The organism is Brevibacterium salitolerans (assembly GCF_039531405.1).
Classification (GTDB): domain Bacteria; phylum Actinomycetota; class Actinomycetes; order Actinomycetales; family Brevibacteriaceae; genus Brevibacterium; species Brevibacterium salitolerans.
The window spans coordinates 79,143-105,786 of the sequence record NZ_BAAAPZ010000003.1 but is presented as its reverse complement, the minus strand read 5'-3'; the positions used below and the strand labels follow the sequence as shown (position 1 = coordinate 105,786).

Here is a 26,644-nt window from a genome sequence, read left to right as displayed (position 1 = left end):
ATGTTCGAACCCCTTTCGCGAAGCTGAGTCTACCATGAGACACGCCGGGAAGATGAGGCACATCACTGCGGCTTGGTGATAGGGTCCCGCGCCCGCCGTCCGCCCTGCCCGCTCACCTCGGCCGCAGGCGCATTCACAGGGATCGCTGAGCGAGTTCTACGTTGGGTCGAATCAGCGGTACGATGAGAGGCGAATCCGACAGTCGCCCATCCGTCCTAGGAGCCTGGAACGTGAAGAAGAGGCCCGTGCGCATCGCACTCGCGCTCACCGCAGTCGCAGCAATCGTCCCCCTGAGCGGATGCGCCGCCCTGCTGTCCTCGCAGCAGACTGCCCAGTACGAATACAGCGGCGGCGACGGCGCATGGACCGAACTGGACGGCGTGAAGGTCCGCGGCCTGGTCTTCGCCCAGAACGAGCAGGGCGAGGCGCAGGTCTTCTACACCCTCGTGAACTCCACGAACGAGCCGCGCACCGTCTCCATCTCCGCCGGTGCCGGTTCGCCTCTCACGCACTCGCTCGAGCCCAATGAGGTCTTCGAGCAGTACCCCGCAGGCGTCGAGGCGCGCTCGGGTGCCGCCGCCTCGGAGCCGGTCATCGTCGAGGGCCTCGACGCGGTCCCCGGCGAGCAGGTCGACGTGGACGTGACCGTGGGCTCCGAGTCGGAGACCCTGCGGGTCCAGGTCCTCAACGACGAGATCCCCTACTACGACGGCCTCGTGCCCACCACCTCCCCCTCGGGAGACCCCACCGAGGACGCCGAGGACGCGTCCGGTGCACAGGGCGCCGGCGCCGAGGGCGCGGAGGGCTGAGACCCTCCCCCGCTCCGCGGAGCACGGCCTTCGCAGAGCACCGCATCCGATGAGCGCGGAGAAGGGCCGGCGCGGCAGGATCTCTCCTGCCGCGCCGGCCCTTCTCCGCATTCACCCGGGCTTCCGGCACCGAGGCACCGGCCGCGGCAGGCGCATCCGCAGCGGGCCTGCGCTCGGCGGGCGTCCGCCCGGTGGGCGCGCCCTTCCCCTGCGCGGGCGCGCCGCGGCAGGCGCACGCCCGCCTCCGGGCGGGGTCTCTCAGGCCTCGAACTTGTAGCCGAGGCCGCGCACCGTCACGAGCAGCGAGGGCGAGGACGGCTCCTTCTCGACCTTGGCGCGGAGCCGCTTGACGTGGACGTCGAGGGTCTTGGTGTCGCCCACGTAGTCCTGGCCCCAGATGCGGTCGATGAGCTGCCCGCGGGTCATCACGCGCCCGGCGTTGCGCACCAGCATCTCCAGCAGTTCGAACTCCTTGAGCGGCAGCGACAGCTCCTCGCCGCGGACGGAGGCCACGTGGCGGTCCACGTCGATCCGGACGCCGCCGGCCTCGATCACGGCCTCCTCCAGATCCGCGGGCTCCGCGTTGCGCCGCAGCACCGCACGGATGCGCGCCAGCAGTTCGCGTGACGAGTACGGCTTCGTCACGTAGTCGTCCGCGCCGAGCTCCAGCCCCACCACCTTGTCGATCTCCGAATCCTTGGCAGTGAGCATGATGATCGGCACGTTCGACTTCGCGCGCAGCTGACGACACACCTCGGTGCCCGAGGCGCCGGGGAGCATGAGGTCGAGGAGCACCAGGTCCGCGCCGCCGCGGTCGAACTCCGCAAGGGCGTCGAGACCGTCCGCGGCAACCGCGACCTCGTACCCCTCCTTGCCCAGCAGGTAGGAGAGCGGGTCCGAGAACGACTCCTCGTCCTCGACAAGCAGAATGCGCGTCACGTCGTCTTCCTTCTTTCTCTCGGGTCACCGGGCGGCGCCTCCTCGGCGCTCTGCGCGGCGAGCTCTTCCTGGGAGTCTAGGCGGACCGCCGCCGGGGCCTCGGCAGCCTGGTCGGTCTGCCCGCCGGCGGCGGAGGCGGAGGCCGGGCCCGCGTCCCCTGCGGGCACGTCCCCTGCAGGCCGGTCGCGTGCAGGCCCATCGCCGGGCGCAGCGTCCTCCCGGGAGGCATGACCCTCCTCCACGTGGGGCAGCTGGCCCGTCTGCGGTGCCTGCGGCAGGACGATGGTGAAAGTGGAGCCCTGCCCGGGCCGCGACCACACGCGGACCTCTCCGCCGTGCGTCGCCACGATGTGCTTGACGATGCTCAGGCCCAGACCGGTGCCGCCGGTCATCCGGGAGCGGGCGGGATCCACACGGTAGAACCGCTCGAAGACGCGCTCCGTCTCCGCCGAGGACATGCCGATGCCCTGGTCCGTCACCGTGATGACGACGCGTTCGTCCTCCAGCCGCGTGCCCACGCCCACGCGGGTGCCCTCGTTCGAGTAGCTCACGGCGTTGTCCAGCAGATTGCGCACGGCATTGACCAGCAGCTCGTAGCTGCCGTCCACATACCAGTCGCCGCCCGGCGCCACGGAGAGCTCGATGTCCTTGCCCGCGGCACCCGTGCTCGCCCGGTCCACGGCGTCCGCGATGACCTCGGTGACGGAGACGCGCGCCGTGCTCTGAGGCGTCTCGTGGTCCTGCACGCGGGAGAGGTCGATGATCTCCTGAACCAGTTGCGTGAGACGCGTGGACTCCTTCTGCATGCGGGTGCCGAACCGGGCCACGGCCTCGGGGTCGTCCGCGAAGTCCGTGACGGCCTCCGCGAGCAGGGCGATCGCGCCGATGGGCGTCTTGAGCTCGTGGGAGACGTTCGCGACGAAGTCCCTCCGGATCGCATCCACCCGGCGCGCATCCGTCTGGTCGTCGCAGAGGACGAGGACGAACGCCTGCCCCAGTGCGGCGACCCGGGCGTGGAGGAAGCGGGGATGCGAGGCCTCGCTCGCGGAGTGCTCGAAGTCGAGTTCCTCGATGAGCCCGCGAGTGCGCACCCGGGCGACGATCTCCTCGAGCCTGCGAGAGATGAGCCGGTGTCCGCGCACCAGACCGTAGGTGTAGGCGGCGGGAGAGGCCTTGACGACATCGTCCCCGGCATCCACCACGATGGCGGCGCTGGGCAGCACCGCGAGCACCTCCGCGATGCCGTCCGGCAGCTCGCTCTCCGAGTGCAGGTCGGCGGTGCTCCGGCTCGCCGCAGAGAGCCGGAAGGCCATGATGCCGGCGATTCCCACCGCGAGGCCGACCACCCCGGTGACCACGGCGACGATGAGCAGTTCCACGTGCACCAGCCTAAACGGACGGTGAACGGTCCATGCACCTCCACGGGGCCTGCACCTAAGATGAATGCAAAGGTTCACTCGGAGGACGTGAACGGTTCACCCGCCACTGAGACAGTGAGCGGCGGATCCCTGCTCGCCGGCACCGCCGAATGACGGTTCGATCCACCTCGTCCGGTACATGGGAAAGGAAACCTGCGAATGCGCGAAGTGTTCCAGAACGAGCTCGACGGGCTCGCCGACAAGCTCACCGCGATGGCCGAGAAGGTCGTCACGGCCATCGACAAGGCCAGCGAGGCCCTGCACGAGAACAACCTCGAGCTCGCGGAGGAGGTCATCGCCGCGGACGCCGCGATCGACAGGCTGCAGCTCGAACTCGACAAGTCCGCCGCGGAGATCCTCGCGCTGCAGGCGCCCGTGGCGGCAGATCTGCGCGTGGTCATCTCCTCGCTGCGGATGAGTGCCTCCCTGGAGCGCATGGGCGACCTGGCGCGCCACGTGGCCCAGCAGGTGCGCATCCGCTACCCCGATTCCGCCGTCCCCGCCGGCTTCGAGCCGGTGTTCTCGCGGATGACGGAGGCCGCCGGGCGCATCGCCCGGGCGATCCACCACCTGGTCTCCAACCCGGGCCTCGAGGCCGTGCCCACCATCGACGACCTCGACGAGAGCCTCGACACCCTGCACCTGCGGGTCTTTTCGCAGATCTCCGATTCTGACATCAAGCCCGCCGAGGTCGCGGACGTCACCCTGCTCTCCCGCTACCTCGAGCGGTTCGGCGACCACGCCGTCTCCGTCGCCCAGCGGATCGAGTACCTGCTGACCGGCAACTGGGACTCCAAGCTCATCCCCGGCACGGACTGACACAGCCGGGGCCGGGCGCAGGCAGCGCCCGTGGGTCCCACCTGCAGGCGCGCCTTCCGACTAATGCGTGTGCCGATGCCAGGTGCATGCAGAAGCCCTGCACGCATGTGCGCCCGTCACTCCACTTCCGTGGAGTGACGGGCGCACATGCGTCTGTATGGGCAGGCGGCCTGCTCAGAGGCGAGCCGGCGTCACCGGCCCTGGTTCGCGACGGCTGCGGCGGCCTCGGCGGCGGCATCTGCATCCAGGTAGGTGCCCCGCGCGGTGACCGGTGCCAGCGTCTCCTCGTCCAGCTCGTAGTGCAGCGGGATGCCGGTGGGGATGTTGAGGCCGGTGATCTCCTCGTCGCTGATCCCGTCCAGGTGCTTGACGAGGGCGCGCAGGGAGTTGCCGTGGGCGGCGACGAGCACGGTGCGACCCAGCTGCAGATCCGGCACGATGGAGTCGTACCAGTAGGGCAGCAGGCGCACGATGACGTCCTTGAGGCATTCGGTGCGGGGCAGCGCCGCGCCCAGGTTCGCATAGCGCGGGTCTCCGGCCTGCGACCACTCGCTCGAGTCCTCGAGCTCCGGCGGCGGGGTGTCGAAGGAGCGGCGCCAGGTCATGAACTGCTCCTCGCCGAACTCGTCCCGGATCTCCTTCTTGTTCTTGCCCTGCAGCGCGCCGTAGTGGCGCTCGTTGAGGCGCCAGGAGCGGTGGGTGTCGATCCAGGACCGGTCCGCGGCCTCGAGCGCGATCTGCGAGGTGAGGATCGCGCGCTTGAGGCGGGAGGTGTGGACGACGTCCGGCAGCAGGCCGCTCTCCGCGAGCAGCTCGCCGGCGCGCACGCCCTCCGCACGGCCCTTGTCCGTGAGGGTGACGTCCACCCAGCCGGTGAACAGGTTCTTCTGGTTCCAATCGCTCTCGCCGTGGCGGAGCAGCACGAGGTTGTACGCCATGCCGACATTCTGGCACGTGCTGCGGGCTGCACGCGCCACCGTCCCGCGGGTGGGACGGCAGCGGAGCCGAGGTTGGACGCTTGTGGGACGGCGGCGGGACGCCCGTTGGTCCGCGGCGTTCAGTCCTCGCGGGGCAGCGGGGTGAACGTGCCCACGAACTCGTTGTCGTCCGTGTCCACGAGGTGGCGGAACGCCTCGAGATTGCGGGTGGACTCACCGCGGGCCAGCCGCCACGCCCATTCCCGCTTCATGGAGGTGAGGAAGCCCAGGGTCAGCAGCTCGTTGAAGGACGAGTCCGCGATGGTGAGGAAGCGTCCCAGGTAGGAGTCGAGCACGTCCTCTGCGCCATCCTGGACGCGCCCGTCCTCCTGCACGAACGCTGTGGGAGGCAGGGAGGCGTTGAGGTAGACGTCGTCGTAGCCGTCCACGGAGAAGGAGAGCCCGCCCAGGCGCCCGTTCTGCTGCAGCATCCACTGGAAGAAGCGCTCGCGGTTCTCGTCCGGGCGGCGCACCACGAAGGCCTGGAAGTCCACCGAATGCCTGCCGGCGCGGATGGAGACGTTGGTCTTGAGCTTCTTCTCCCCCGGCAGCACCACGACGATCTGGTCCGGAGCCACGGACTCGACCTCGACCTCGTTCTCGGCGGCCCAGGAGCGGATGAGCCCGATGACGGGATCGGAGGCTGAGGGCATACCCGCGTCGCCTGCACCGGCCTCGGAGGCGGATGCCGGGGCGGACGCGGCCTCAGGGGCCGGTGCCGAGGCGGACGCGGGCTCAGAGACGGGCGTGGTGCCGGCCTCGGGCACGGGAGCCGTCACCACGGCCTCGAGTGCGGTGAGCATGCCCCGCTCCGCGCGGTCCCAGCCCAGGTCCGCCGCATCCGCTGCGGCGGTGGCCCCCAGCCGAGCCCGGAGCGCGGGATCGAGGAGCAGGCCGGTGAGCGCCTGCGCCCACACCACGGGGTCGTCGCCGTCCACCAGGATGCCTCCGCAGCCGTGCCGCACCACGTGCGTGAGCCCGCCCACCGCGGTGGCGAGGACGGGCGCACCGGCGGCCTGCGCCTCGGCGGCGACCAGGCCGAAGGACTCGGAGCGCGAGGGGACGACCACCAGGTCAGCGGCCCGGTACCACTGGGCCACCTGGTCCGCCGGCACGGGCGGGCGGAACTCGATGAGAGGGGCCGCGGCCGAGGCCGTCGCCGCCTCCCGCAGGCCGCTCGGGTCCGCCTCTCCGGAGGCATCACCGAGGAACACGGCGCGCACTCTGCCGGCAAGCGCGGGTTCCGTGCGGACGAGTTCGCTGAGGGCGTCGATGAGCACGTCCGTGCCCTTGATGTGCTGCATCCGGCCCACGCAGAGCACCAGGAGATCCGTGTCCTCCTCGCCCAGCGCGCGCCGGGCGTCCTGCATGGAGCCGGGGCGGAAGGTGGCGGTGTCGATTCCGGGCGGGGTCACGGCGATGCGGGAGGGAGAGGCGTGGAGGAGGTGCTGGGCGTCTGCGGCCTCGGACGGGGAGTTCGCGAGGATCAGGTCCGCCTCCGCAGCGATCCGTGCCTCAGCCTCGAGCCGAGCCTGCGGTTCGCGGTCCTCCCCCAGGTCCCGGTCCTTCACTGCGCCCAGGGTGTGGAAGGTGACGGCGAGGGGAGGCGTGTGAGTGCCCTCTGCACGCAGGAGTGCGCGGAGGTGACATGCGGTGAGTCCGGAGACCCAGTAGTGGGCCCACAGGAGATCCGCGCCGCGCAGGAGCGCACCCAGGCGGTCGTCCGCGAGCAGGGCGCGGGCGATGTCCTCCGCCTGCGCTCCCATCTCGTCCTTGGTCCGTGCCGTGGTGGGGACGTGGTGGACCGTGACGCCGCTGGGCAGCACGGACGGGCCGTGCTGTGTGGGATCGCAGGTGAGGACGTCGACGGTGTGGCCCGCGCGCACCAGCATGGCAACGGTGTGGGAGACGTAGACATTCATGCCGCCGGCATCACCGGCGCCCGGCTGCGCCGCCGGCGAGGTGTGGAGGGAGAGGACGACTGCGTGCACGGCTCCGAGTCTACCGCCGGGGCGGAGGGTCGGCGTGGGGCGGGAGCGGGGCTTGGGTCCAGGACAGGCTTGCTCCACTACAGATGCATCGAGCCCTCTTCACTGTCCGCCTGGCCACTCACCACGTCACCCCAGCGGCTCAGATCGTCCCTGGCCTCCACGATGTAGGACTCAAACCTCGCATCAGAGCGGATCGAGTGGATGAGCTGAGAGCTTCCGCCCACAATCGTGAAGTCAAGATCGACGTCACCGCCGATCACCCACTCATGAGTGGCGGGCCAGAACAATTGCGGAAACACCCCCGGGAATCCGGGACCCCAGCCAATGCCGGCAGAGTACACCCACCGAGGGTCAGAAAGCTCCGCCAGTGACGAGCAGAACAAGAGATACTCCCGACCTGGAAGTTCGAAGAACGGACCAGACGTCACAGCCTCCGCGACCTGTCTGGAAACGAGATGCACCACACCGTCATCGGCACTCAGGCAACGGACGTCCACTCCCAGCTCATTCCAACCCGCACTATCCGCAGAAAGGGACTCACGGTGATTGAGTGCGCCAAAACCGTTCCAGACTGCAGCAACAACATCCTCCGCACTTCTGGATGACCGATGAATGTGCGCAACAAGACGGGAAAGGAAGGCCGCCCCAAGGAAGTAGTCAGGCGGTCGCTCAACGCTCCACCCGTCAGGGAACGAGAGGGCGCCTTGGTCCTCTTCGTTGCTGAGCTGACGCCACTGAACCAGCGGGTGCATGCTTCTGCCGTTCCTCCGAGCAATTTCAGCCCAGGGCCAGCAGGACTCGTCGGGCGCACCTTCCGCATCCGTGTGACTCAAACGAGAGGGAGCATCGCGGCTCACAGACACCGGGTGAAGAATCCGCAGGTAGGCCTCAAATCCCGCCCCCACAATGCCGGCCGGGGTAGCCGCGCGGGCTGCGCTGACCCGCGGAATGAGCCACGATCCCAGCTCCACGTGCTCCGTAACCTCCATCTAGACCACCGCTCCACGCTTCTCTGCCTGTGCTGCTCGGCGTGAAAGCGCAATGGTGACGACGAGCGAAGCAACACCACCCAGCAGCGGCACGAGGACGGTCAGTGCAACGAGGAGTGCTTTCTCCAAGGACGTCAGAGGCGAGCGGACGGTGAGGATGATGGCGGTGATGGTGATCACCAGCATCAGGATTGGTATGACCACGAACGCCACATCGTAGAGCGGCGGAAGGATCGGATTCGCCAACTCAGCCTCGTTGCCCTTCACAGCAATCAGCATCCTGCACCGGCCTCCCTGGGCGCCTTCTCAGCTTCCCTGCGGTTTGACTATCTTGCCGTTGGCTCAGCCCCGGTTACCGGCTCCGCGACCGCTGCGGATGAGGAACCGCATCCAGAGTGCGATGGCCGCTCCACCGATGCCAAGGGCGAGCCCAATGCCCACGAGCGCCACGATGCCCGTGCCCAGGCACCGCTCCTCGTACGCGCGCGTGCTTCATGCTGAGCTCACCGGCATCCATGCGTCTCCAATCGTTGCGTTCTCAGCGCCTGTCCGGCACAGCTCGCATGACGCGAGCAACGAGGTGCTGCGCAAGTCATTCAACCTTCCTACAGGAACGCCGGGACGTCGTCACCCCTGCGGGTGATCTTGTCCCGCCTGATCGCCGGTCACGGCGGGCAGCAGCGCGTTCGGCTCCCGGTAGATTGGAGCGGTGACACGTCTTCGCCTGCCTCCGCGGCTCCAGTCCCTGTGGCGCTGGTTCCTCGGAACCCGCTTCATCGACCCCGCCGTCAGGGTCTGGTACCTGGCGATGGCGCTGCTCATGGTGCCTCCCACCACGGCGGAAGGCGATGGGGGTATGAGCGAGTACCTCGCAGTAGATCTGCTCCCCATGCTCCTGACACTCATTGCGCCGTGGCTGCCGGGAACCTCGACGTGGGTACTGACGGGCCTGGCCGTGGCCACCCTCCTGGGCATGCCGCTTCCCGGCGGGCCTTCTCAGGAACTCATGGGGCTGGTCCTCCTCGGCGCCCAGCTCGGCACAGCAACGCTGCTGATCGCATTCGGCCGCTGGCGCACAGCCGTGCTGGCCTTCGCAGCGAATGTCCTGCTCTCAACCGCACTCACCATGCAGATGATGGGTCTTTCGGTTTCGTCACTGTCCTTTCCCACGCTCGCGCAGACTGCAGCAGAGCCGTTCCCTGACGTCGCCCTCGGAATAGCCTTCCTCTACTTCGAACGCACCTTTCAGCGACGCAGGGTCGAGATCGCAGCAGCGGCCGCAGCGCATCAGCGCGAACTCGACCGTCAGCATGACTCGATCATCAGGGACACACATGACGTGGTCTCGCATACCTTCTCCGCTGCACGCTCCCTCACCGCCGTGCAGCAGCGATGCGAGGACCCTGAGCAGCGGCGGGAGATCGAAGCGGAGCTGTCCGTGGTCCTCTCCGCCGGTGAGGAGAACTTCCGCCAGTACATCCTGCGGATGCGCAGAGGGCCGGACAACAGGCAGGTCGACTTCCCCGCCGCCTTCTCCCAGTGGTGTGAGCGTCTCGCCGCGACGATGAGGATGGCGCAGCACCCGACGACGTTCCGCCTGGAGGAGCTTCCGCAGACACTGGACGACGTCCTCCTCGCCGAGGCCACCCTGCTCACCCAGGAGATATGCACCAACATCATCCGTCACTGCCCGGAAGGCGTGCCCAGCACCGTCCACGGGCACGGCACTGAGGACGCACTGGTGCTGCGCGTCGAGAGCGGCGTGCAGGCGAGAACACAGGTCACGCCCGATTTCGCCGCCTCACTGCGCCGGCGTGCCGAGGCGATGGGAGGGACTGCGACCTTCGAACTCGTGGAGAACGAAGACGGTTCCGTGCTTCGCACCGTGCTCACGCTGCCGGTGACCGGTCGCCCAGAGGAGAATCACCCTGACGGGTGACGAACCCCGCGCCGCACACAGCTACAGTTCGAATCATGCCGAAACCGACGCTCCGCCTCAGGACCGCGCCGCTCCTGCTCGCGGGACTCTCGCTGGCCTTCGCCCAGGTGGGAGCAGGTGTGCAGCCCCCACAAGCGCTCCCCACTCTGGAGCGGACTCATGCTTCCGAACAGGTGGTACCGGCGGCCGGGGCGCTGCCACACAGGCCTGCGCGATGCTCAGTGTGGAAGAAGACCAACCCCGCGCTCTACAAGAAGTACTGCAGGTGACGCTTCCGTGACCGCAGATCTGAAGCTCCTGCTGGTCGATGACGACCACTACACCCTGCGTGCGCTCCGGGCATTTCTGGGAGACCTGCCCGACACGACGATCGCAGGCACCGCCTCGGACGGCGCAACCGCCGTGGAGGAGTACGAGCGCCTGCGCCCGGACCTCACCCTCATGGACCTGAACATGCCCGTCATGACAGGGGTGGCGGCAACGCAGAGGATCCGGAAGCTCGATCCCGAGGCGAGGATCCTCGTCCTCACCACCGTGGCTCCCGGTCCCGGCCTCGCGCACGCACTGCATGCAGGTGCGCTCGCCGCCATCCGGAAGACCGCTCCGCCCGAGGTCCTCGGTCAGGCCATCCGCTCAGTCCTCGACGATGATCCCTCGGCGCTGTTCATGGATCTGCCCGGTGACCTCATCATCAGCGGCGGGCTCACGGCCCTCAACGGTCCCATCCCTCAGCTCGCGCCGGCCGAGCTGCGGGTTCTCACACTCATCTGCCGGGGAATGGGGCGGGCGGAGGCGGCAGAGGAGCTGTTCATCAGCCCCAACACGGTCAAGACCCACACCGCACGCCTGCTGCAGAAGTTCGAGGTCTCCACGCAGGCACAACTGGTGGTCCGAGCGCTCGAGTACGGCTTCGTCTCAGGGCTGTGAAGGCCGCGCTGCGACATAGAGCAGGTGACCGCTCGCGGCCCGAACAGTGCCGCTGTTCCCCTGACAGGTGACCGCGGCACGCGGTGCACCTCACCGCATGCTCCCCTCACTGCCCGCTGCGGTCACGGTCCGCTGCGGCGGAGGGCTCGGGAGACCCGTTTGGCGAAGCGACGGGCGTGGGAACGACGCAGCAGATGGCTGGCGATGCCGGCAGACGGTTCGACGCCGATCTTCCGCGCCGCCTCCGCCCTGTGCATCTCATAGTGCTCCAGGGCGGCGGCGAAATCGGCAGCCGCCCACTCCTCCGTCTGCTCGCAGAGGAAGTCGTCCGCCGTGACGACGCGGTACGGCCGCTCCGGGTGCTCGGCGAAAGCATGGACGTCATCGGTGATGATCGCATCGATGCCGGAGACGACTGCTGCAGCGTCGAGGTGCACATCTCCGGGGTCGAGCACCCACGGACTGCGCACCTCGACGATGCCTGTGGTGCTGAGCGGTGTCATCGAGAGAACCCGCTGTCTTGCGGCTTCGTACAGCTGTTCCCGCTCATAGTCCGGGCAGATCCGCCGCAGAGCAGGATAGAGCTCTCTCTTGATGCCGAACGTGCAGAGAAGGTCGAGGTTCGGCGACCGCCGTTTGCGCACAGCTCGCAACCACAGCCACAGCGGTTCCGGAGCGAGCACCGAGGTGTCCACCAGTGCCCGGCAGAGCTGCGGCACGTCCGAATCGGCACTTTCTCCCTCAGTCATTGAAGAACTCGGTGAGGATGCGCCGCACCTCCGCCCGGCCGCGCCACAGGATCGATCCCGGCGGCAGCACTTCGAGGCGCGCCCGCGGGAACGCCTGCGCGTACTCCTGTGCGACCTGAACGGGATGCGAGGGATCGTCCTCATGCGTGAGCACGAGCACCTCACCGGAGAACCGTGCGGCATCCGCCGAGGCCGTCGCCGGATCCGCCACCGCGATCTGTGCCGCCAGGCCCACACCGTCGGACATGTCCGTCTCCAGCAGCGCGTCCACCTTCTGCGCAGCCCAGGCCCGCGCGGGCTCCAGCGCCTGCACCTCCACCGGCTCCCGCGCCAGGAAGTGGGCGATGAGCCCCGCCCGGTCCCCCGCCTCCAGCAGCGCGCACACCTGCGACACACCGGCGTCGATCACCGCCTGCTGCTCCGCTGCGAACCTCGCCCACGAGGCCGGCAGGACGAACGCGACCTTCTCCAGGGCGAGCGCCGCAGCGTCGCCGGAGGTGAGCAGACGCGCGAACCCGCCCGCACTCATCGAGACCCCCAGGGCGCGGGTGACAGGCGCTCCCGCGGCGGCCTCGGCGGCGGTGAGCGCCTGCGAGAGCTGGGAGGCGATGGTCCCGTAGTCCCAGCCGGGGCCCGGCGAGGGGCGGCCGCCGTGCCCGCCCAGGTTCACCAGCGCGCGCGTCCCCTCGATCCCCGCGGCGAACGGCCGGGTGTCCCGGATCTGTCCGGAGAACCCGTGGCCGAACAGGGTCACGGGCTCGCCGCTGCCGAACACGGACACCCACCCCGTCTCCGGGCCGGGACGGTTGCGGTCGGCGGAGCGCGGGTGCGAAGCGGAGGTCATGCTTCGCAGACTATGCAGTGCAGGCCGGCGCCGCCAGCGGATGGGTGAACACTCCGGTCGCGTGGCCGTTCGCATCCAGATGGTGCCCCATGTGCTTGGCCGTCGAGAACACCACGCCGCGATCACGGATGCGTGCCCCGCGCAGCGCCGCCTCCACCGCGGCCTCGAACCGGGAGACCTCGCTGAGGTCCCGCAGCCACACGGCCATGATGAGGTTGTGCTCGCTGGCTACGGACATGGCGGTGCGCACCTCCGGCACCTGCCGCAGCAGCGTCGCCATCCGCGGGATGAGCGCGGCGGGGGCGCTCACGAAGTACCAGGTGTAGACGGGCCAGCCCGTCACCGGGCGCGCCACATCGGTGCGCAGGATGAGGTCTCCGTCCGCCAGCATGCGGGCAAGACCGTCCGCCACCCGCTGTTCGCTCAGCCCGTGCGCCTGCGCGATCCGGCTCACCGGCACGCGCGCGTCACGCGGCAGCTCCTCGCGCAGCGCGGCCTCGACCTCGGGCGCCGTCAGCCTGGGGGCGCGTCTGCGCGGAGGCCTGGGCAGAGGCACCCGCGCCTGCTCGGAGGCGGAGAGCGCTCGCATGCGCCACACCGAGGCCTCGACGTGCATGGCCGTGACGAAGTGCGTCTGCGTGCGCAGGACGCCGGGGATCGCGCCGATGCGCCTGGTGACGAGCGCGCCGACCTCCTGGTGCGAGCGGGTCATGGCGGTGGCGATGATGTCCCGCTGACCGGCGGTGTGGTCGATGGTGATGAGCTCCGGGAACTCGCTGAGCGCCGTCATCGCCCCGGCCACGTGCCGCGGCTCGCAGGAGATGTCGATGAGCGCACCGATCCCGGAGGGCAGGAACGCGGTCGTCCACGCCAGCCCCTCAGCCCGCAGCCGGTCCCAGTGCCGGGCGAGTGTGGTGGGCGCCGCACCCAGCACCGGGGCGAGCTCGCTCCACTGCGCCCGCGGGTTCACCTGAAGCGCATGGATGATCCTCTTCTCCAGCGGAGAAAGCACGGATTCCTGCACATATCCCCCTTCTTCCGAGCATTTCTCATCCTAGCGCGCACCGGGACTCGTCCCGCTCCACCGTGGTGCCGGTCACCATGTTCCAGCCCTGAACTCCCGCGGAGCGCACATGCCCACCACTACTCCTCTGTCCACCCGCGCCTCGGCGGTCGTGGGCTTCCTCGTCTGCATGGAGCTGGCCAGCGGCCTCCTGCAGGGCTGGTTCCCGCCGCTCCTCTCCTCGCTGGGCGAGAGCTACGGCGTCTCCGCCGCCTCGCTCAACTGGGTCAACGCCTCCTACATGCTCGCCACCATCATGGTGGTGCCGCTGCTGTCCAAGCTGGGCGACGTCTACGGGCACAAGCGCCTGCTGCTCATCTCCTCGATCATCGTGGCCCTGGCCTCCGTGCTGGTCGCCCTCGCCCCCACCTACTGGCTGTTCCTGCTGGGCAGGGCGATCCAGGCGCCCCTGGCCACCTTCCTCCCGCTGGAGTTCGCCATCGTCCACCAGCGCGACCCGGAGCACGCCGGCCGCAGCATCGGAAAGCTCGTCGGCGCGCTCACGCTCGGCGCCGCCCTGGGCGGGCTCGTCGCAGGCGCCCTGCTGGACGCGATCGGCAGCCTCACCCTCACCATGCTGGTCCCCGCGGCGTTCATGGCGCTGTGCGCCGTGGGCGTGGCCTTCCTCGTCAAGGAGACGCCGCTGCGCAAGGAGGGCCGGGCCGACCTCGCCGGCGCGCTCCTGCTGGGTGCGGGACTCGTCCTCGTCCTGGGCGCGGTCTCCAATCTCACGAGCTGGTCCGCGGCACTCACCGTCCCCGCCGTCGCAGCGGGACTGGTGCTCCTCCTCGTCTGGGTCCGCCACACCCGCCGCAGCGCGGATCCCCTCATCGACCTGCAGGTGCTGCTCCACGGAGGGATCGGTCTGCCCATCGTCGTGGCGTTCCTCTACGGCGCGCAGATGTTCGGCTCCCAGGCGCCCATCTCCCTCTACCTCCGGTCCGACCCCGGCCTGCTGGGCTACGGATTCGGGGTCTCCGCGACGGTCGCCGGTCTCACGATCGCGATCAACGCGGGAGCGGCGTTCCTCGGCGCCACCCTCAGCGACCGGGTGGCCCGGCTGCTCTCCGGTCCGCGCGCCGTCGCCGCGGGCGGCCTCATGTCCGCCGTGGCCTTCGCGCTCATGATCCTGGTGCCCGGCACGCTGGTCCTCTTCACCGTCTGGCTGGTGCTGGCGGGACTGGGTGCCGGCATCGTGATCGGCGCACTGCCCACCATCGTCGTGGACCGCGCGGAGGCAGACTCCGTGGGCATCGCCTCGGGCCTCTACAACACCGCACGGACTGCCGCCGGTGCCGTCTCCGGCGCCGTGTTCGCCCTCGTCATGGCCTCCCTCTCCACCACCGGTGCAGACGGTGCCGCAATCGCCACCCATGCCTCGTTCCACACCGTCTGGTGGATCTGCGCCGGCCTCTGCGCACTGTTCGCCGTGCTCGCCCTGTTCATCCGCCCGCGCGGCGCGGGCGCTGACCCCTCCGGCTCGGGCGTGGGCAGCGCTGACCCCTCCGGCGCAGGCGTGAGCGGCTCGGGCGTGAGCGGCGCAGACGCCGGCTCTCCCGGCACGGGCGCGGGCTCCGCAGGCGAGGCCGGACAGCCCGGGCACGCCCCGTCCGTGCAGCATGCGGACCGGGACGCCGCGGCGGCCGCCCGTGCGGCAGACTCTGCTGCAGGCACCTCCTCCCCTCACCGCTGAGACCCGCGGAGCCGGACCGCACCGCCGTACCGAGCAGCACCACCCGAACCCACACCCCACCCTCCGAAGGAGCCACGCAAATGACACAGAACGCCCCCGCCCCCTCCCTCCAGGAGCTGCGCAGTTCCGTGCTCGACACCGTCGACACGGCCGGAGACGCCCTCCTCGAGTTCAGCCGCACCATCCACGAACTCAACGAGCTCTCCTGGGAGGAGCACGAGTCCGCCAAGGCCGTCGCCCACGTCATGTCCGAGGCCGGGTTCGAGACGACCACGGGCGCCTACGGCGTGGAGACCGCGGTCGAGGCCGTCTACGGCACCGGCGACCTCACCGTGGTCGTCTGCGCGGAGTACGACGCGCTGCCCGGCGTGGGCCACGCCTGCGGACACAACATCATCGCCACGGCGGGAGTGGGCGCCGCGCTGGCGCTCAAGCCGGTGGCGGACGCCGCGGGGCTGCGGATCAAGCTCCTGGGCACCCCCGCCGAGGAGCACGGCGGCGGCAAGGTCGAACTGCTCAAGGCGGGCGCATGGGAGGACGCCGCCTTCTCCCTCATGGTGCACGGCTCCCCGCAGCAGGAGAACGAGATCGGCAAGACGCACTCCACTGCGGTGGAGCGGCTCGAGGTCACCTTCACGGGCAAGGAGGCCCACGCCGCGGCCGCACCGTGGGCCGCGGTCAACGCGGGAGCCGCCGCCACCCTCGCGCTCACCAACCTCGCCATGCTGCGTCAGCACCTCCCGCCGCACTCCAACGCCAACGCCTTCATCTCCCAGGCCGGTGAGGCGACCAACATCATCCCGGACTCCGCGACGCTCCAGGTGGAGTACCGCGCCGGCGACATCGAGACCTGGCGCGGGGTCAAGCACCGCGTGCTCGCCTGCTTCGAGGGTGCTGCGATCGCCACCGGCTGCTCCTGGGAGCACCGGCAGACGGAGTACCCCTACGCCCCCGTGCTCACCCACGAGGGCCTCGGCGCCGCCTGGGACGCGAACCTGGAGTCGCTGGGCCGCCCCGTGCTCCACGAGACCGCCTTCGGCGGAGGTTCGACGGACATGGGCAACGTCTCCCAGGTGGTGCCCGCCATCCACGGCATGATCTGGGTGCGCGGCTCTGAGAACGCCCCGCACACCGTCGGCTTCACGGCCGATGCGATCTCCCCCGCCGGCGACGAGGCCGCCCTCGACGGCGCCAAGGCACTCGCCCTCACCGCCCTGGACGCCGCCCTGAACCCGGAGCTGCGCGCGGAGCTGCTGCGTCTGCAGGCCGAGAGGGAGTCCGGCGCCACCACCCCCGTGCTCGAGGTCTGAGGTTCGGGAGAGCGCAGACGGGAACGCCGAGCTCCCTCGTTCCCGTCTGTGGATCGGCCGCCTCTGCGTTGCAGAACGGGCCGATCCGCAGACGGGAGTGCCTGGGGAACGGGTTCCCGTCTGCTGCTCCACATGTCGGAGGGTGTACCGGCGGCGGGTTTTCCTCCGCCGAGGCGCGGGCAAGCCCCCTGCCTCTCATACCTACCGCTCAGTAATCTTCTGGTCATGACCTCCACGCATCTCCCTGCCGTGCCACCGCAGACGGTCGCACAGACCGCGGGCCCGCCTCATGCCCAGTACCCGGAACGGCCCTCCGCACAGACCGGCGAGCGCCGGTCACACGGCGAGCGCGGTTCCCGCATCGCCGGCCTCGACGCCCTGCGCGGATTCGCACTCGCCGGGATCATCTTCGTGAACGCCCCGAGCATCCTCGGGCTCTCTCCGCTGCTGCCGGACGGTTCGCCCAATCCCGTCTCGCACTGGCTCGACCTCTTCGTCCAGCAGCGCTTCTTCCCGATCTTCAGCCTGCTGTTCGGCGTGGGCTTCGGGATGCTCTGGCGCATCGCCGGCACGCGGACGCCCCGGCCGCGGCTGGCACTGGCCCGCCGCCTCGGCGTCCTGGTCCTCCTGGGCGCCGCCCACCAGTTCCTCCAGCCCGGGGAGGCGCTGCTGCCCTACGGTCTCGCAGGACTCGTCTTCCTCCTGCCGGCCACCTTCCTCCCGGACCGCCGCTGGGCGCGGGTGCTCGTGCCCGCTGCGGGCGCTGCGCTGCTGCTGACCGCACTCCTCCTCACCGGCGGCGGGCCCGCACTCATCCCGGGCCTGTTCCTGCTGGGGTTCGCCGCAGGCGAGGCCGATCTGGCGCGCCGGATCGAGAGCTCGCCGCGCACCTGGTGGATCGCTTCGCTCCTCGCCGTGACGACGGCCGCGGCAGGCACCGCACTCCTCACCACCACGAGCTACACGGAACGCGCCCTCTGGCAGGGCTTCGCCCTCGAGTCCGCGCTCGGACTCGTCATGGCTGCGGCCTACGTGAGTGCGTTCATCGCCGTGCTCCATTCGCCGCTGCGGCGCGTCCTCACTGCGGCGTTCGGACCTCTGGGCCGCATGGCGCTCACCAACTACGTGACCGCCACGCTGCTCCTGGTGGGGCTGCGGCTTCTGCCGAGCGGCCTCGACCCCGCCGGCGCCGGCGTGCGCGACTGGACACTGACGATGGTGTTCTGCGGTGCCGTGCTCGCCGTGCAGTGGATCTGGTCCTCGCTGTGGCTGATGCGGTTCCGCCAGGGACCCCTCGAGCGGATGTGGCGCATGGCGACCTGGTGGCGGGTCTGAACCGGGGATCTGTCCGGGCCCTTCCCCCGCCGCCCGCTCTCCTAGACTGACGGGATGAGCAGCGCCGCGCGTCTTCGCCCCTTCGACCCTGCCGTGGTCCCCCACCTCTTCGCCATGCGCCCGGGCTACCTCAACGCCGCCGCGCTGGGACTGCCGTTCTACGACAGTCTCGCGGCACTGCGTAGCCACCTCGACCGCTGGGAGGCCGGCCAGGTGAGCGCCACGGACTTCGACGTCCTCGTGGACAGGGCACGCCGCGCGTACGCCTCGCTGGTGGGCGTCGCGCCGGAACGCACGGCGATCGGCTCGCAGACCTCGGTCCAGGTGTCCCTCCTCGCACAGTCCCTCCCGGCCGGGTCCACGGTGGTCACGGTGGACGGGGACTTCTCCTCCGTCACCGCTCCCTTCCACGTGCGGCCCGAGGTGACGGTGCGGCCGGTGCCGCTCGCAGACCTCGCCGAGGCCCTCACCCCGGACGTCGCCGCCGTCGTCTTCTCGCTCGTCCAGTCCGCGGACGGCAGGCAGGCGGACGCCGAGGCCGTGCGCACCGCCGCGCGGGAGCACGGCATCCTCACCCTCTGCGACCTCACGCAGGCGGCGGGCAGCGTGCCCTGCAGCGCCGAGTGGTGGGACATGGCGATCTGCCACACCTACAAGTGGCTCTCCTGCCCGCGCGGCCTGTCGTTCCTCACAGTCTCGGCCGACCTCACCGAACGGCTCGTCCCCGCGCAGGCCGGTTGGTTCGCGGGAGCGGACCCCTGGGCATCGACCTACGGACCCGCACTCGAACTCGCCGGCGACGCCCGCCGCTTCGACGTCTCACCTGCGTGGCCGTCCGTCGTGGGCGCGGTTCCGGTGCTCGAGTGGTTCGCGCAGGCGGACATCGCGGGGATCCGCGCGCACGCCGCAGGCCTGGGCGACGCACTGTGCCGCGGGCTGGGCCTGCCGGAGAGGGGCCAGGCGATCGTGGCGTGGCCGGACCCGGACGGCAGCGACCTGGCGGCACTGCAGCGTGCCGGGGTGACGGCCTCGGGCAGAGCCGGCGGCGTGCGCGCCTCCTTCCACGTGTGGAGCACGGAGGAGGACGTGGACATGGCGCTCGGCGCACTGGGGAGATAGGGGCGACGCGGAGGCTCAGCGGCCAGCAGACGGGAACACTGCGCTCCGCCGCTCGCGTCTGCAGTCCTACAGAGACACCCCGCGCGCCAGCGCTGCGGCATGGGTGCGACTCTCCGCACCGAGCTTGGCCAGGATGCTGGAGACGTGCGTCTTCACCGTGGGCACGGAGATGTGGAGTTCGGCGGCGACCTGTGCGTTCGAGCGTCCGTCGCGCACAGCCGCGAGGATCTGCCGTTCCCGGGCAGTGAGCTGGTCGAGGCCGTGCAGCCGCTTCTGGGCCCGTGGGGCGGAGTCGTCCGGGGCCGAGGCCACGGCGGCGAGCGCCCGCCGCGTCACCCTCGGGTCCAGCACGCCCTCGCCGGCGGCCACCCGGCGCACGGCATCAACGAGGAGCGCCGCCTCCGTGGTCTTGAGGAGGAACCCCGCGGCACCCGCCCGGATCGCGCCGAACACGAGTTCGTCCTCGTCGAAGCTGGTCAGCACCAGCACCTGCGCGGATCCGGCCTCCACGATCTCCCTGGTCGCCCGCACACCGTCCGTCCCCGGCATCCGCAGGTCCATCAGCACCACGTCCGGACGCAGCGCGGCCGCATTGCGCACGGCCACCGCACCGTCCGCGGCCTCGCCGACGACCACCGCGCCGTGGGACTCGAGGATCATCCGGAGTCCCTCACGGATCATGCCGTGGTCGTCTGCGACGAGCACCCGCGGTGCAGAATCCCTCGCAGTGGCGCGCCCGCCCGTGCTGCCGTCCATGTCCTCCGCCCCTTCCGTGCCTGTCCGGTCCCCACTCTGCCCTGCGCCGTCCGCCCCGGGGAGCCCCACCCCTGAGACCCGCACGGCCGATGCACCTCTGCTCATACCGTCACGTCGAGCGGGAGGACGGCGCGCACCTCCCAGTCCCCGGCCTCGGGCCCGGTTTGCAGCGCCCCTGCGGTCAGCGTCCCTCCCAGCGCCCGCGCCCGCTCACCCAGCAGTTCGAGACCGAGGCCGCTGCCGGAGAGCTCAGGTCGCCGCAGAGGGGCGCCGCCCCGGGAGGTGACGGTGACGTGCACGCCGTCCTCCTTCCTCTCCATCCGCACCTGCACGGAGGAACCGGCCGCGTGACGAACGGCGTTGGCGAGCGCCTCCTGCACGATCCGGCCCACGGCATGATCGACCGGTGCAGGCAGCGCCTCGCCCACGCGGTCGTCCACGGCGACCTCCACGCCGGAGCTGCGGGCCTGTGCGGCCAGTTCCGGAACCGTCTCGCGGCCCGGCGGCGTCACCAGCCCCTCACCGCCGGCGCGCAGCACGGCGATCATGGACCTCAGCGCCGTGTGCGCGTCGAGGCTGGCGTCGCGGACCGCATGGAGGGCACGCCGCTCAGGGCTCGGCTCCTCCGAATCTCCCACGGACAGTGCGGCCTCGCTGCGGATCGCCACCGCGGACACGTGGCCGGCGACCACGTCGTGGAGCTCCCGCGCCATGTGTTCGCGTTCGCGCTGCACGGCTTCCACCCTGTCGCGTTCGGCCAGCAGCGCGGCGTCCTCGGCACGCCTGCGGTGCAGTTCGACCAGCTCCTGCGACTGCGCGACGGCTGTGCCGTACCAGTACCCGGTGCCCAGCACCGCGCCCATCTGCAGGCCGATCGCCACGGTGAACCCCGCGTCGCGGGTGAGCGCATAGGCGGAGGCGGCGATGACCGCGGTTCCCGCAGCGACTGCCCCCAGCAGACGGGAACGCCGTCCGGCGGGGAGGGCCACGGCCGCCGTGTAGAGCAGATCGAGCACCAGGATGAAGGTGATCAGGCCGCTCGTCGTCAGCAGGTCGAGGACGAAGAATGCGGTCGCGGCGATGAGGGAGGCCACCGGCGCCCTGCGCTTCGTGAGGACGAGTGCGCACGCGGGGAGGCCCGGGGCCAGGGTCCACCAGGAGGAGACCGGTTCCGGCAGCAGCGAGAACAGGTCCCAGGTCCGGAAGCCGAATGCCGCGGACAGCACCGCCACGGTCACATAGCCGAGGAGCTCCTTCCAGGGGCTGGGCGTCCGCCACCAGGCGCGCGTGCGGCGCGAGCCCGCCGAGGTGTCCGTTCCGTTCCGACCCATGCCTCCATCCAAGCAGGGGTGGGTCCTCGCTGTCTCCGTCCAAAGTATGAGTCCGGTCTGCGTCCATCAGCCGATGCGCACCCGCGCGGGCACGCGCAGGCTCGAGGGCATGGACCTTCTCTCCGCCCTCCCCCTGCCCGCCGCGCTGGGACTGCTCGCGCTCCTCGACGGGCTCAGCGTGGGCACGCTGCTGATCCCCGTCTTCTTCCTCATCGCCCCCGGCCGGCCCCGGGTGGGACGGATATTCCTCTACCTGGGGACGATCACGCTGTTCTACCTGGCGGTGGGCGTCCTGTTCACCCTGGGCCTGGTGAGCGTCGTGGACGTGGGCCGCGAGTTCCTCGACTCGACGGCGGGACAGACGGTGCTGTTCGTGGTGGGCCTCGGGATGCTGGGCGCCGGGATCCTCATGGGCGTCTCCGACGCTCGGACGAGGAAGGCCGGCGCCTCTGTCAGCGGTGTGCCCGAGGCCGGCGGTGCGCAGGCGGCAGCGCTGGCCCGCACGCAGCCCGGGGAGCACCCTGCCGGGCACTCCGGCGGGTCCGGCAGCAGGCGCTCCGGCGGGCGCATCCTCGCGTGGCGCGATCGCCTGCTCGCACCGCACACCTCGCGCGGCACCGTCATCGCGGTGGCACTCGCCGCGGGCCTGGTCGAGGTGGCGACGATGCTGCCCTATCTCATCGGGATGACCATGCTGGCGAACTCCCCGATGAGCATGAGCCTGCGGATCGTACTGCTCGCCGGATACTGCATCGTCATGATCGTGCCCGCTCTGGTGCTGCTCGCCGCGCGCGTCGTCGCCGCCCGTGCAGTCGAGGGTCCTCTGCAGAGACTCGCCGCATGGCTGCAGCGCACCGGGGCGGAGAACACCGCCTGGATCCTCGGCATCTTCGGCTTTCTGCTTGCACGCGCCGGCGCTTCGCAGCTGGGACTGGATCTCCCCTTCGTCGGGTGACGGGAGCCCGCCCCTGCCCGCAAAGGGGGCAGGCCCGCCTCGACGCTCGAGACGGGCCTGCCTTCACTACCCCTGTGACCAGGGAAAACGCGGTGAGTGTGGGATTTGAACCCACGGAAGGGGGTTGCCCTTCAACGGTTTTCAAGACCGTCACATTCGGCCGCTCTGTCAACTCACCTGCGCGCCGAGGAACACTCCGCGCGCCACCATTCTGCCACAGCGGCACCGCCGCACTCGCAGGTGTATGCCCCACCTGGTGAGGCACGGCGGCTCAGAAGGTGAAGTCGTCCTCGCTCCACCGCCGCGCACGCACCGGCTTGGGACGCGGGGCGCCGCCTGGGCTGCCCATGTCGTCCTCCGCGAGGTCCTCGTCCTCGTCGTCCTCCGCGAGGTCCTCGTCCGGGAGATCGTCCTCCGGGAAGTCGTCGGTGGGATCTCCCGCATGGGATTCGTCGGGCTCGTCGGACTCGTGGCCCCCGCCGGCTGGATCGTCTCCACGAAACGCAGGAGGCTCGTAGGCCTGGCCGGCGGGAACGTCCTCGTGGGACTCATGGATCTGGCCGGCCTGACTGGTCTCGGCGTGATCCCCGGTCTCGGCGTGATCGCTGGACTCGGGGTGACCGCGAGTCTCAGCCACAGCCTCCGGCTCAACCTCGGGACTGTTCTCATCCTCGTCCTCAACCGCACCCTCGGGCTCGGGTTCAGGCTCGGCTCCAGCCTCGGGACTGTTCTCACCCTCGGCCTCGGCCGCGGCCGTCGCCTCGGGCTCGGGCTCGGGCTCGGGCTCGGGCTCGGGCTCGGGCTCGGGCTCGGAGCGATTCTCGACGACCTCAGACGCTCCGCCTGCCTCCCCGTCTCCAGCCTCCGCAGCCGATGCCTCCTTGGCCGCCGTGACCACAGCCGCGACGTTCCGGGCAGAGGCGTCCGGATCCAGCGGCGCGGGAACCGGAGCCGCGGCGAGCGCAGGAGGCGTGCCCACCGCAGGCATGTCCACGAGCACCGGAAGGGCGAGGCCGTCCTGTCCCGCAGACTCCTGCCGCTTCTGTGCCGGTTCCTTCTCCGACCGCTTCCGGGCAACCTCCGGCGCCGTCTCGGTGCGCTTCGCAGAGCGTTTCGCATCGTGCTGCGCGGCCGCGGGGCCGGAGGCGACCGGTAGCCCGAACGCGTTCGTGGCCCCGCCCTCCGCGCGGCTCCCGGTCACCGCGCTCTTCGCCGCAGTCGCGGTCGCGGTCTCCGCAGTGCGAGCACTCACGGCCCCCGGAGCCCGCGACGCTGCGGCCTCCGCATCACCGATGACCGAGACGGCGGCTTCCGTGTCTCCGTCGGGATCTCCGCCGGCCGAGGCGGCAGCCTCCTCATCAGCAGGTGAAGCCTCCTCATCAGCGGGCGCCTCCTCCGCGACAGACGCCGCCCCTCGGACGGGCACGTCGTCCTCGCCCGCAGCAACGGCCTCACCCGCCGCGTCGTCCTCGCCCGCAGCAAGGGCCTCGGCCGCCTCGGCGTCCGTTCCCTCGTCTTCCACAGCTCCCGGCTCAACGACTCCCGGCTCAACAGCTCCGGCCTCCGCGGTCCCCTGCTCCGCTGCCCTGAACTCCGCAGCGCCGGCTCCTGCCCCGCCGCCCACAGCGCCGCCCACAGCGTCACCGACCTCGGCTGCGGCCTCGGTGGCGGATGGGAGCACATCGGGCGCCTCCGGACAGGCGGAGGCGGAAGCGGCCTCGGCGGGCACCGGCGCGTCCGCGATCACGTCCACCGTCTCCGGCGGGCCCAGCAGCGCGCTCAGCGCCGCCAGCGGCACGATCACCCAGGCCGGACGGTTCCGCCGCTCCGTCACGATCTCCACGAGCAGCCGGTCCACCAGCGCCGCACGCAGCACCGGATCGCTGAGGCTCGCCGTTCCGCCCACCGCATGCGAATACCCGGACAACAGCGAGTTGATCGCCTGCCCGCACCACAGCCGCTCGGGTGCGCTCGCGTACTCCTCGCGCAGCTCCGCGCCCCGGCTGTCCGCGGAGAAGAGTCCCTCCGTCGCCACCTGCCTCAGCAGCGGCGACTTCTCCGCGAACCCGCCCGTGCGCCGCAGCCAGGAGTACCCGGCCGCGTAGTCCACGCTGCGCAGCAGCGCCACGAGATCCAGCGCCACCGGCCGCGGCTCGTCGTCCGCATCCGTGGAGAACGAGATGATGCGCGGGCCCTCCGCGGTGCCCGTGAGGATGTGGTCGAGGGTGAGCTCGCCGTGGATCCGCTGCAGGGGCCCCACCGAGGTGAGCGTCTCGAGGCTCCGCGCGTGCTCGCGCAGCTGCTCGTGCAGACCGGTGAGCGCGCCCGAGGCCGTCCGCAGCGCCCAGCCGATCCGGCTCTGCCACTTGCCCACCAGCCTTGCGGTGGGCTCGCCGCCGCTCTGGACCAGACCGAACTCGCCGGCGAGGTCCCCGTGCAGCTCCCCCACGGCCGTGCCGAGCACGGAGGCCTGCCGGTTGAAGGAGCCGACCGAGCCGGAGTCCGTGCGCATCGCGAGGCTCACGGCGTCCTGCCATGCCGGATAGGAACCCGGCAGCGCATGGGAGACGAAGGCGAAGGGCGCGGACAGCGTCTCCTGGGCGGTCACGTCGAACCAGCGCGTCTGCACCCAGCCCACCACCGGGTGCACCGTCTGCGAGCCCACCGCGGTGAGCGCCAGCGGAACCCGCACCGCAGGAGGCTGCCGCTCGCTGAGCGTCCGCAGGAACGTCATGACGAAGGTCCCGTCCGGGGAGTCGACGACCGTGCGGGTCTCCTGCCCCCGGGAGGCAGCCACACGGACGGTGAGCTCGTCCGACCGGCGGAGGAGCTCCCCCGGTTCCGGTGCGAACGGCGTGGGCCGTTCGGGAGCGCCCAGTTCCTCACCTGCGAGGTGACCGGACACGTGCTGCTCCGGGAGAGAGGCCGGGACCGAGGCGAGGTCCAGCAGCGCCTGCACGCAGACGGGATCCGCGGCACCGTCGTAGACCCCCACCCGGCCGAGCAGGAGGTCGTCGACCTCGCCGATCCGGTGCTCCCGCAGCGCCACGGCCTCACGGGTGCGGAAGGTCAGCGGCAGGGCGATCCGGGCGGAGCGGCGGCCTGCGGCCACGCTGAGCACCGCCGCGAGCACGCGCACCACTCCCGTGTCACGGTCCTCGGCGTCCGCCAGTCGCACCACTGAGACCGGCGTGAGGTCAGGTTCCTGACCCGCGCGGCCGCCCAGCTCCGGATACCAGCGCTGTCGCGGCAGCCAGCGCGCAAGGAGTCGCTCGAGATCGCTGCTGAAGGCCATAGCTGTCATGCTATCGGCCGCAGCGGTCGGAATGTGGGATGTTTCAGCGGAGGCTGAGGATTCTGGAGCACAATGGATCGGTGCTGATCGAACAGAGGAACCGCCGGCCGCTGCCCACCTCCGCTGATGTGGAGGACGCCGCAGCGCGGATCTCGGACGAGATCGTCACGACCCCGCTGCACGTCTCGGACCGGCTCTCGCAGCTCACCGGGGCCACCGTCCACCTCAAGCGCGAGGACCTCCAGCCGGTGCGGTCGTACAAGATCCGCGGTGCATTCAACTTCATCCTGCAGCTCGACGAGGAGCAGCACCGGCGCGGAGTGGTGTGCGCCTCTGCGGGCAACCACGCCCAGGGATTCGCACGCGCGTGCCGGGCATTAGGCGTCAAGGGCACCATCTTCGTGCCCAAGACGACGCCGCGGCAGAAGATCGAGCGCATCCGCTACTTCGGCGGGGAGCACGTCGAGGTGATCATCGACGGCTCCACCTATGACGACGCCTCTGACCTGGCCAAGCGCCACTCCGAGCTGACGGACGCCCTCGTCATCTCCGCGTTCGACGACCCGCTCACCATCGCCGGACAGGGCACCATCGCGCTGGAGATCCTCGAGCAGCTGGGCCGCGCCCCTGACGTCATCGTGGTGCCGGTGGGAGGCGGCGGCCTCATCGCCGGCATGGCCGCGTACGCGTCCGTCCACATGCCGCAGACCCGGGTCGTGGGCGTCGAGCCGCACGGCGCGGCATCCATGACCGCGGCGATCGCCGCGGGCCGGCCGGTGACCCTGGGCAACATCGACACCTTCGCGGACGGCACCGCGGTCCGCCGCGCCGGGGACTACACGCTGGAGATGATCCGGCAGTACGACGTGCCGATGACCACCGTGCAGGAGGGCCGCGCGGCCACGGAGATGCTCAGCCTCTACCAGGTGGACGGCATCATCGCGGAGCCCTCCGGCGCCATCGCCCCCGCCGCGGTGGGACCGGTGGGCTCCGGAGCGCCGGTGGAGGTGGCTCCGGGCAGCGATGTCGTGTGCATCATCTCCGGCGGCAACAACGACATCTCCCGCTACGCAGAGGTCCTCGAGCGCTCGCTCGTCCACGAGGGCCTCAAGCACTACTTCATCGTCAACTTCCCCCAGGAGCCCGGAGCGCTGCGCAGCTTCCTCAACGACGTCCTGGGCCCGGACGACGACATCGCGCTCTTCGACTACGTCAAGCGCAACGACCGGGAGACCGGGCCCGCGTTCGTGGGCATCACCCTGGGTTCGCAGGAGGATCTGGGGCCTCTCCTGGAGCGCATGGACGCCTCGCCGCTGGAGATCGAGCGGGTGAGCCAGGACTCGCCGCTGTTCCGCATGTTCGTGTGAGGCCCGCCCCTGCACCCGC

The 26,644-nt window shown here is 70.5% G+C and carries 22 protein-coding genes and 1 tRNA gene; 10 read left to right on the top strand and 13 right to left on the bottom strand.

All coding sequences use genetic code 11. The features are described from left to right. The first annotated feature begins 230 nt into the window (after positions 1 to 230). Positions 231 to 809: a hypothetical protein gene (locus ABD240_RS05145; RefSeq protein WP_291798501.1), complete on the top strand. Its 579-nt coding sequence runs from the start codon at positions 231 to 233 to the stop codon at positions 807 to 809. Between the two features lie 258 nt (positions 810 to 1,067). On the opposite strand, the gene ABD240_RS05140 is transcribed toward ABD240_RS05145, so the two are convergent. Both ABD240_RS05140 and ABD240_RS05135 read right to left on the bottom strand, forming a co-directional pair. After that, a complete protein-coding gene (locus ABD240_RS05140; protein ID WP_291793453.1) occupies positions 1,068 to 1,748 on the bottom strand; it encodes a response regulator transcription factor in 681 nt (226 codons plus the stop codon). Then, positions 1,745 to 3,127: a sensor histidine kinase gene (locus ABD240_RS05135; protein ID WP_291793456.1), complete on the bottom strand. Its 1,383-nt coding sequence runs from the start codon at positions 3,125 to 3,127 to the stop codon at positions 1,745 to 1,747. Before ABD240_RS05135 ends, ABD240_RS05140 begins: the two co-directional genes overlap by 4 nt. Before the next feature lie 198 nt (positions 3,128 to 3,325). Between ABD240_RS05135 and phoU the strand changes: the two genes are divergently transcribed. Beyond that, positions 3,326 to 3,985: a phosphate signaling complex protein PhoU gene (gene phoU / locus ABD240_RS05130; protein WP_291793461.1), complete on the top strand. Its 660-nt coding sequence runs from the start codon at positions 3,326 to 3,328 to the stop codon at positions 3,983 to 3,985. 191 nt (positions 3,986 to 4,176) lie between these two features. On the opposite strand, the gene ABD240_RS05125 is transcribed toward phoU, so the two are convergent. The 4 genes from ABD240_RS05125 to ABD240_RS05110 all read right to left on the bottom strand — a co-directional run bounded on the left by ABD240_RS05125 (position 4,177) and on the right by ABD240_RS05110 (position 8,221). Beyond that, the gene (locus ABD240_RS05125; RefSeq protein ID WP_291793465.1) at positions 4,177 to 4,923 is read right to left on the bottom strand and encodes a phosphoglyceromutase; all 747 of its coding nucleotides are present in this window, start codon (positions 4,921 to 4,923) and stop codon (positions 4,177 to 4,179) included. A gap of 119 nt (positions 4,924 to 5,042) precedes the next feature. Then, positions 5,043 to 6,953, bottom strand: a complete 1,911-nt coding sequence (locus tag ABD240_RS05120) for a glycosyltransferase (RefSeq protein WP_344335825.1) — start codon at positions 6,951 to 6,953, stop codon at positions 5,043 to 5,045. A gap of 77 nt (positions 6,954 to 7,030) precedes the next feature. Continuing rightward, entirely contained in the window at positions 7,031 to 7,705 is a 675-nt protein-coding gene (locus ABD240_RS05115; RefSeq protein WP_344335822.1) for a hypothetical protein, read from the bottom strand. A 237-nt stretch (positions 7,706 to 7,942) separates the two neighbouring features. Further along, positions 7,943 to 8,221 (bottom strand): hypothetical protein, encoded by a 279-nt coding sequence (locus tag ABD240_RS05110; RefSeq protein WP_344335820.1) that lies wholly within the window; start codon positions 8,219 to 8,221, stop codon positions 7,943 to 7,945. A gap of 430 nt (positions 8,222 to 8,651) precedes the next feature. On the opposite strand from ABD240_RS05110, the gene ABD240_RS05105 reads away from it, so the two are divergent. Then, the gene (locus ABD240_RS05105) at positions 8,652 to 9,881 is read left to right on the top strand and encodes a sensor histidine kinase (RefSeq protein ID WP_344335817.1); all 1,230 of its coding nucleotides are present in this window, start codon (positions 8,652 to 8,654) and stop codon (positions 9,879 to 9,881) included. A 276-nt stretch (positions 9,882 to 10,157) separates the two neighbouring features. Next, positions 10,158 to 10,808: a response regulator transcription factor gene (locus ABD240_RS05100; RefSeq protein ID WP_291794743.1), complete on the top strand. Its 651-nt coding sequence runs from the start codon at positions 10,158 to 10,160 to the stop codon at positions 10,806 to 10,808. 122 nt (positions 10,809 to 10,930) lie between these two features. Here the strand turns inward: ABD240_RS05100 and ABD240_RS05095 are convergent, their stop codons facing one another. Genes ABD240_RS05095 through ABD240_RS05085 form a run of 3 tightly spaced genes read right to left on the bottom strand, consistent with a single transcriptional unit; the run spans position 10,931 to position 13,413 of the window. Further along, complete coding sequence (locus ABD240_RS05095; protein ID WP_291794742.1) at positions 10,931 to 11,557, bottom strand: PIN domain-containing protein; 627 nt, start codon at positions 11,555 to 11,557, stop codon at positions 10,931 to 10,933. Beyond that, positions 11,550 to 12,401 carry an alpha/beta fold hydrolase gene (locus ABD240_RS05090; RefSeq protein WP_344335811.1) on the bottom strand — a complete coding sequence of 284 codons (852 nt, stop codon included), beginning with the start codon at positions 12,399 to 12,401 and terminating at the stop codon, positions 11,550 to 11,552. The genes ABD240_RS05095 and ABD240_RS05090 overlap by 8 nt, the downstream gene beginning before the upstream one ends. Positions 12,402 to 12,411: 10 nt before the next feature. Further along, positions 12,412 to 13,413, bottom strand: coding sequence for an Lrp/AsnC family transcriptional regulator (locus ABD240_RS05085; protein WP_344335809.1), 1,002 nt, complete (start codon positions 13,411 to 13,413; stop codon positions 12,412 to 12,414). Positions 13,414 to 13,534: 121 nt separating this feature from the next. On the opposite strand from ABD240_RS05085, the gene ABD240_RS05080 reads away from it, so the two are divergent. The 4 genes from ABD240_RS05080 to ABD240_RS05065 all read left to right on the top strand — a co-directional run bounded on the left by ABD240_RS05080 (position 13,535) and on the right by ABD240_RS05065 (position 18,921). Beyond that, positions 13,535 to 15,157, top strand: a complete 1,623-nt coding sequence (locus tag ABD240_RS05080) for an MFS transporter (RefSeq protein ID WP_291796593.1) — start codon at positions 13,535 to 13,537, stop codon at positions 15,155 to 15,157. Positions 15,158 to 15,237: 80 nt separating this feature from the next. Next, entirely contained in the window at positions 15,238 to 16,467 is a 1,230-nt protein-coding gene (locus ABD240_RS05075; protein ID WP_344335806.1) for an amidohydrolase, read from the top strand. 225 nt (positions 16,468 to 16,692) lie between these two features. Next, positions 16,693 to 17,802, top strand: coding sequence for a DUF418 domain-containing protein (locus ABD240_RS05070; RefSeq protein ID WP_344335804.1), 1,110 nt, complete (start codon positions 16,693 to 16,695; stop codon positions 17,800 to 17,802). 54 nt (positions 17,803 to 17,856) lie between these two features. Next, positions 17,857 to 18,921 carry an aminotransferase class V-fold PLP-dependent enzyme gene (locus tag ABD240_RS05065; RefSeq protein WP_291794894.1) on the top strand — a complete coding sequence of 355 codons (1,065 nt, stop codon included), beginning with the start codon at positions 17,857 to 17,859 and terminating at the stop codon, positions 18,919 to 18,921. A gap of 66 nt (positions 18,922 to 18,987) precedes the next feature. Here ABD240_RS05065 and ABD240_RS05060 read toward each other — a convergent pair whose 3' ends face one another. Together ABD240_RS05060 and ABD240_RS05055 are read right to left on the bottom strand one after the other, a co-directional pair. After that, complete coding sequence (locus ABD240_RS05060; protein ID WP_291794896.1) at positions 18,988 to 19,677, bottom strand: response regulator; 690 nt, start codon at positions 19,675 to 19,677, stop codon at positions 18,988 to 18,990. 101 nt (positions 19,678 to 19,778) lie between these two features. Further along, a complete protein-coding gene (locus ABD240_RS05055; protein ID WP_344335797.1) occupies positions 19,779 to 21,008 on the bottom strand; it encodes a sensor histidine kinase in 1,230 nt (409 codons plus the stop codon). A gap of 109 nt (positions 21,009 to 21,117) precedes the next feature. Here ABD240_RS05055 and ABD240_RS05050 point away from each other — a divergent pair, with 109 nt between their 5' ends. Further along, positions 21,118 to 21,963 carry a GAP family protein gene (locus tag ABD240_RS05050; protein WP_291794901.1) on the top strand — a complete coding sequence of 282 codons (846 nt, stop codon included), beginning with the start codon at positions 21,118 to 21,120 and terminating at the stop codon, positions 21,961 to 21,963. 90 nt (positions 21,964 to 22,053) lie between these two features. On the opposite strand, the gene ABD240_RS05045 is transcribed toward ABD240_RS05050, so the two are convergent. Together ABD240_RS05045 and ABD240_RS05040 are read right to left on the bottom strand one after the other, a co-directional pair. Then, positions 22,054 to 22,141, bottom strand: a tRNA-Ser gene (locus ABD240_RS05045). 93 nt (positions 22,142 to 22,234) lie between these two features. Then, complete coding sequence (locus ABD240_RS05040) at positions 22,235 to 25,258, bottom strand: maltokinase N-terminal cap-like domain-containing protein (RefSeq protein WP_344335795.1); 3,024 nt, start codon at positions 25,256 to 25,258, stop codon at positions 22,235 to 22,237. 83 nt (positions 25,259 to 25,341) lie between these two features. On the opposite strand from ABD240_RS05040, the gene ilvA reads away from it, so the two are divergent. Beyond that, entirely contained in the window at positions 25,342 to 26,625 is a 1,284-nt protein-coding gene (ilvA, locus tag ABD240_RS05035) for a threonine ammonia-lyase IlvA (RefSeq protein ID WP_344336067.1), read from the top strand. The last annotated feature ends 19 nt before the right edge of the window (positions 26,626 to 26,644 follow it).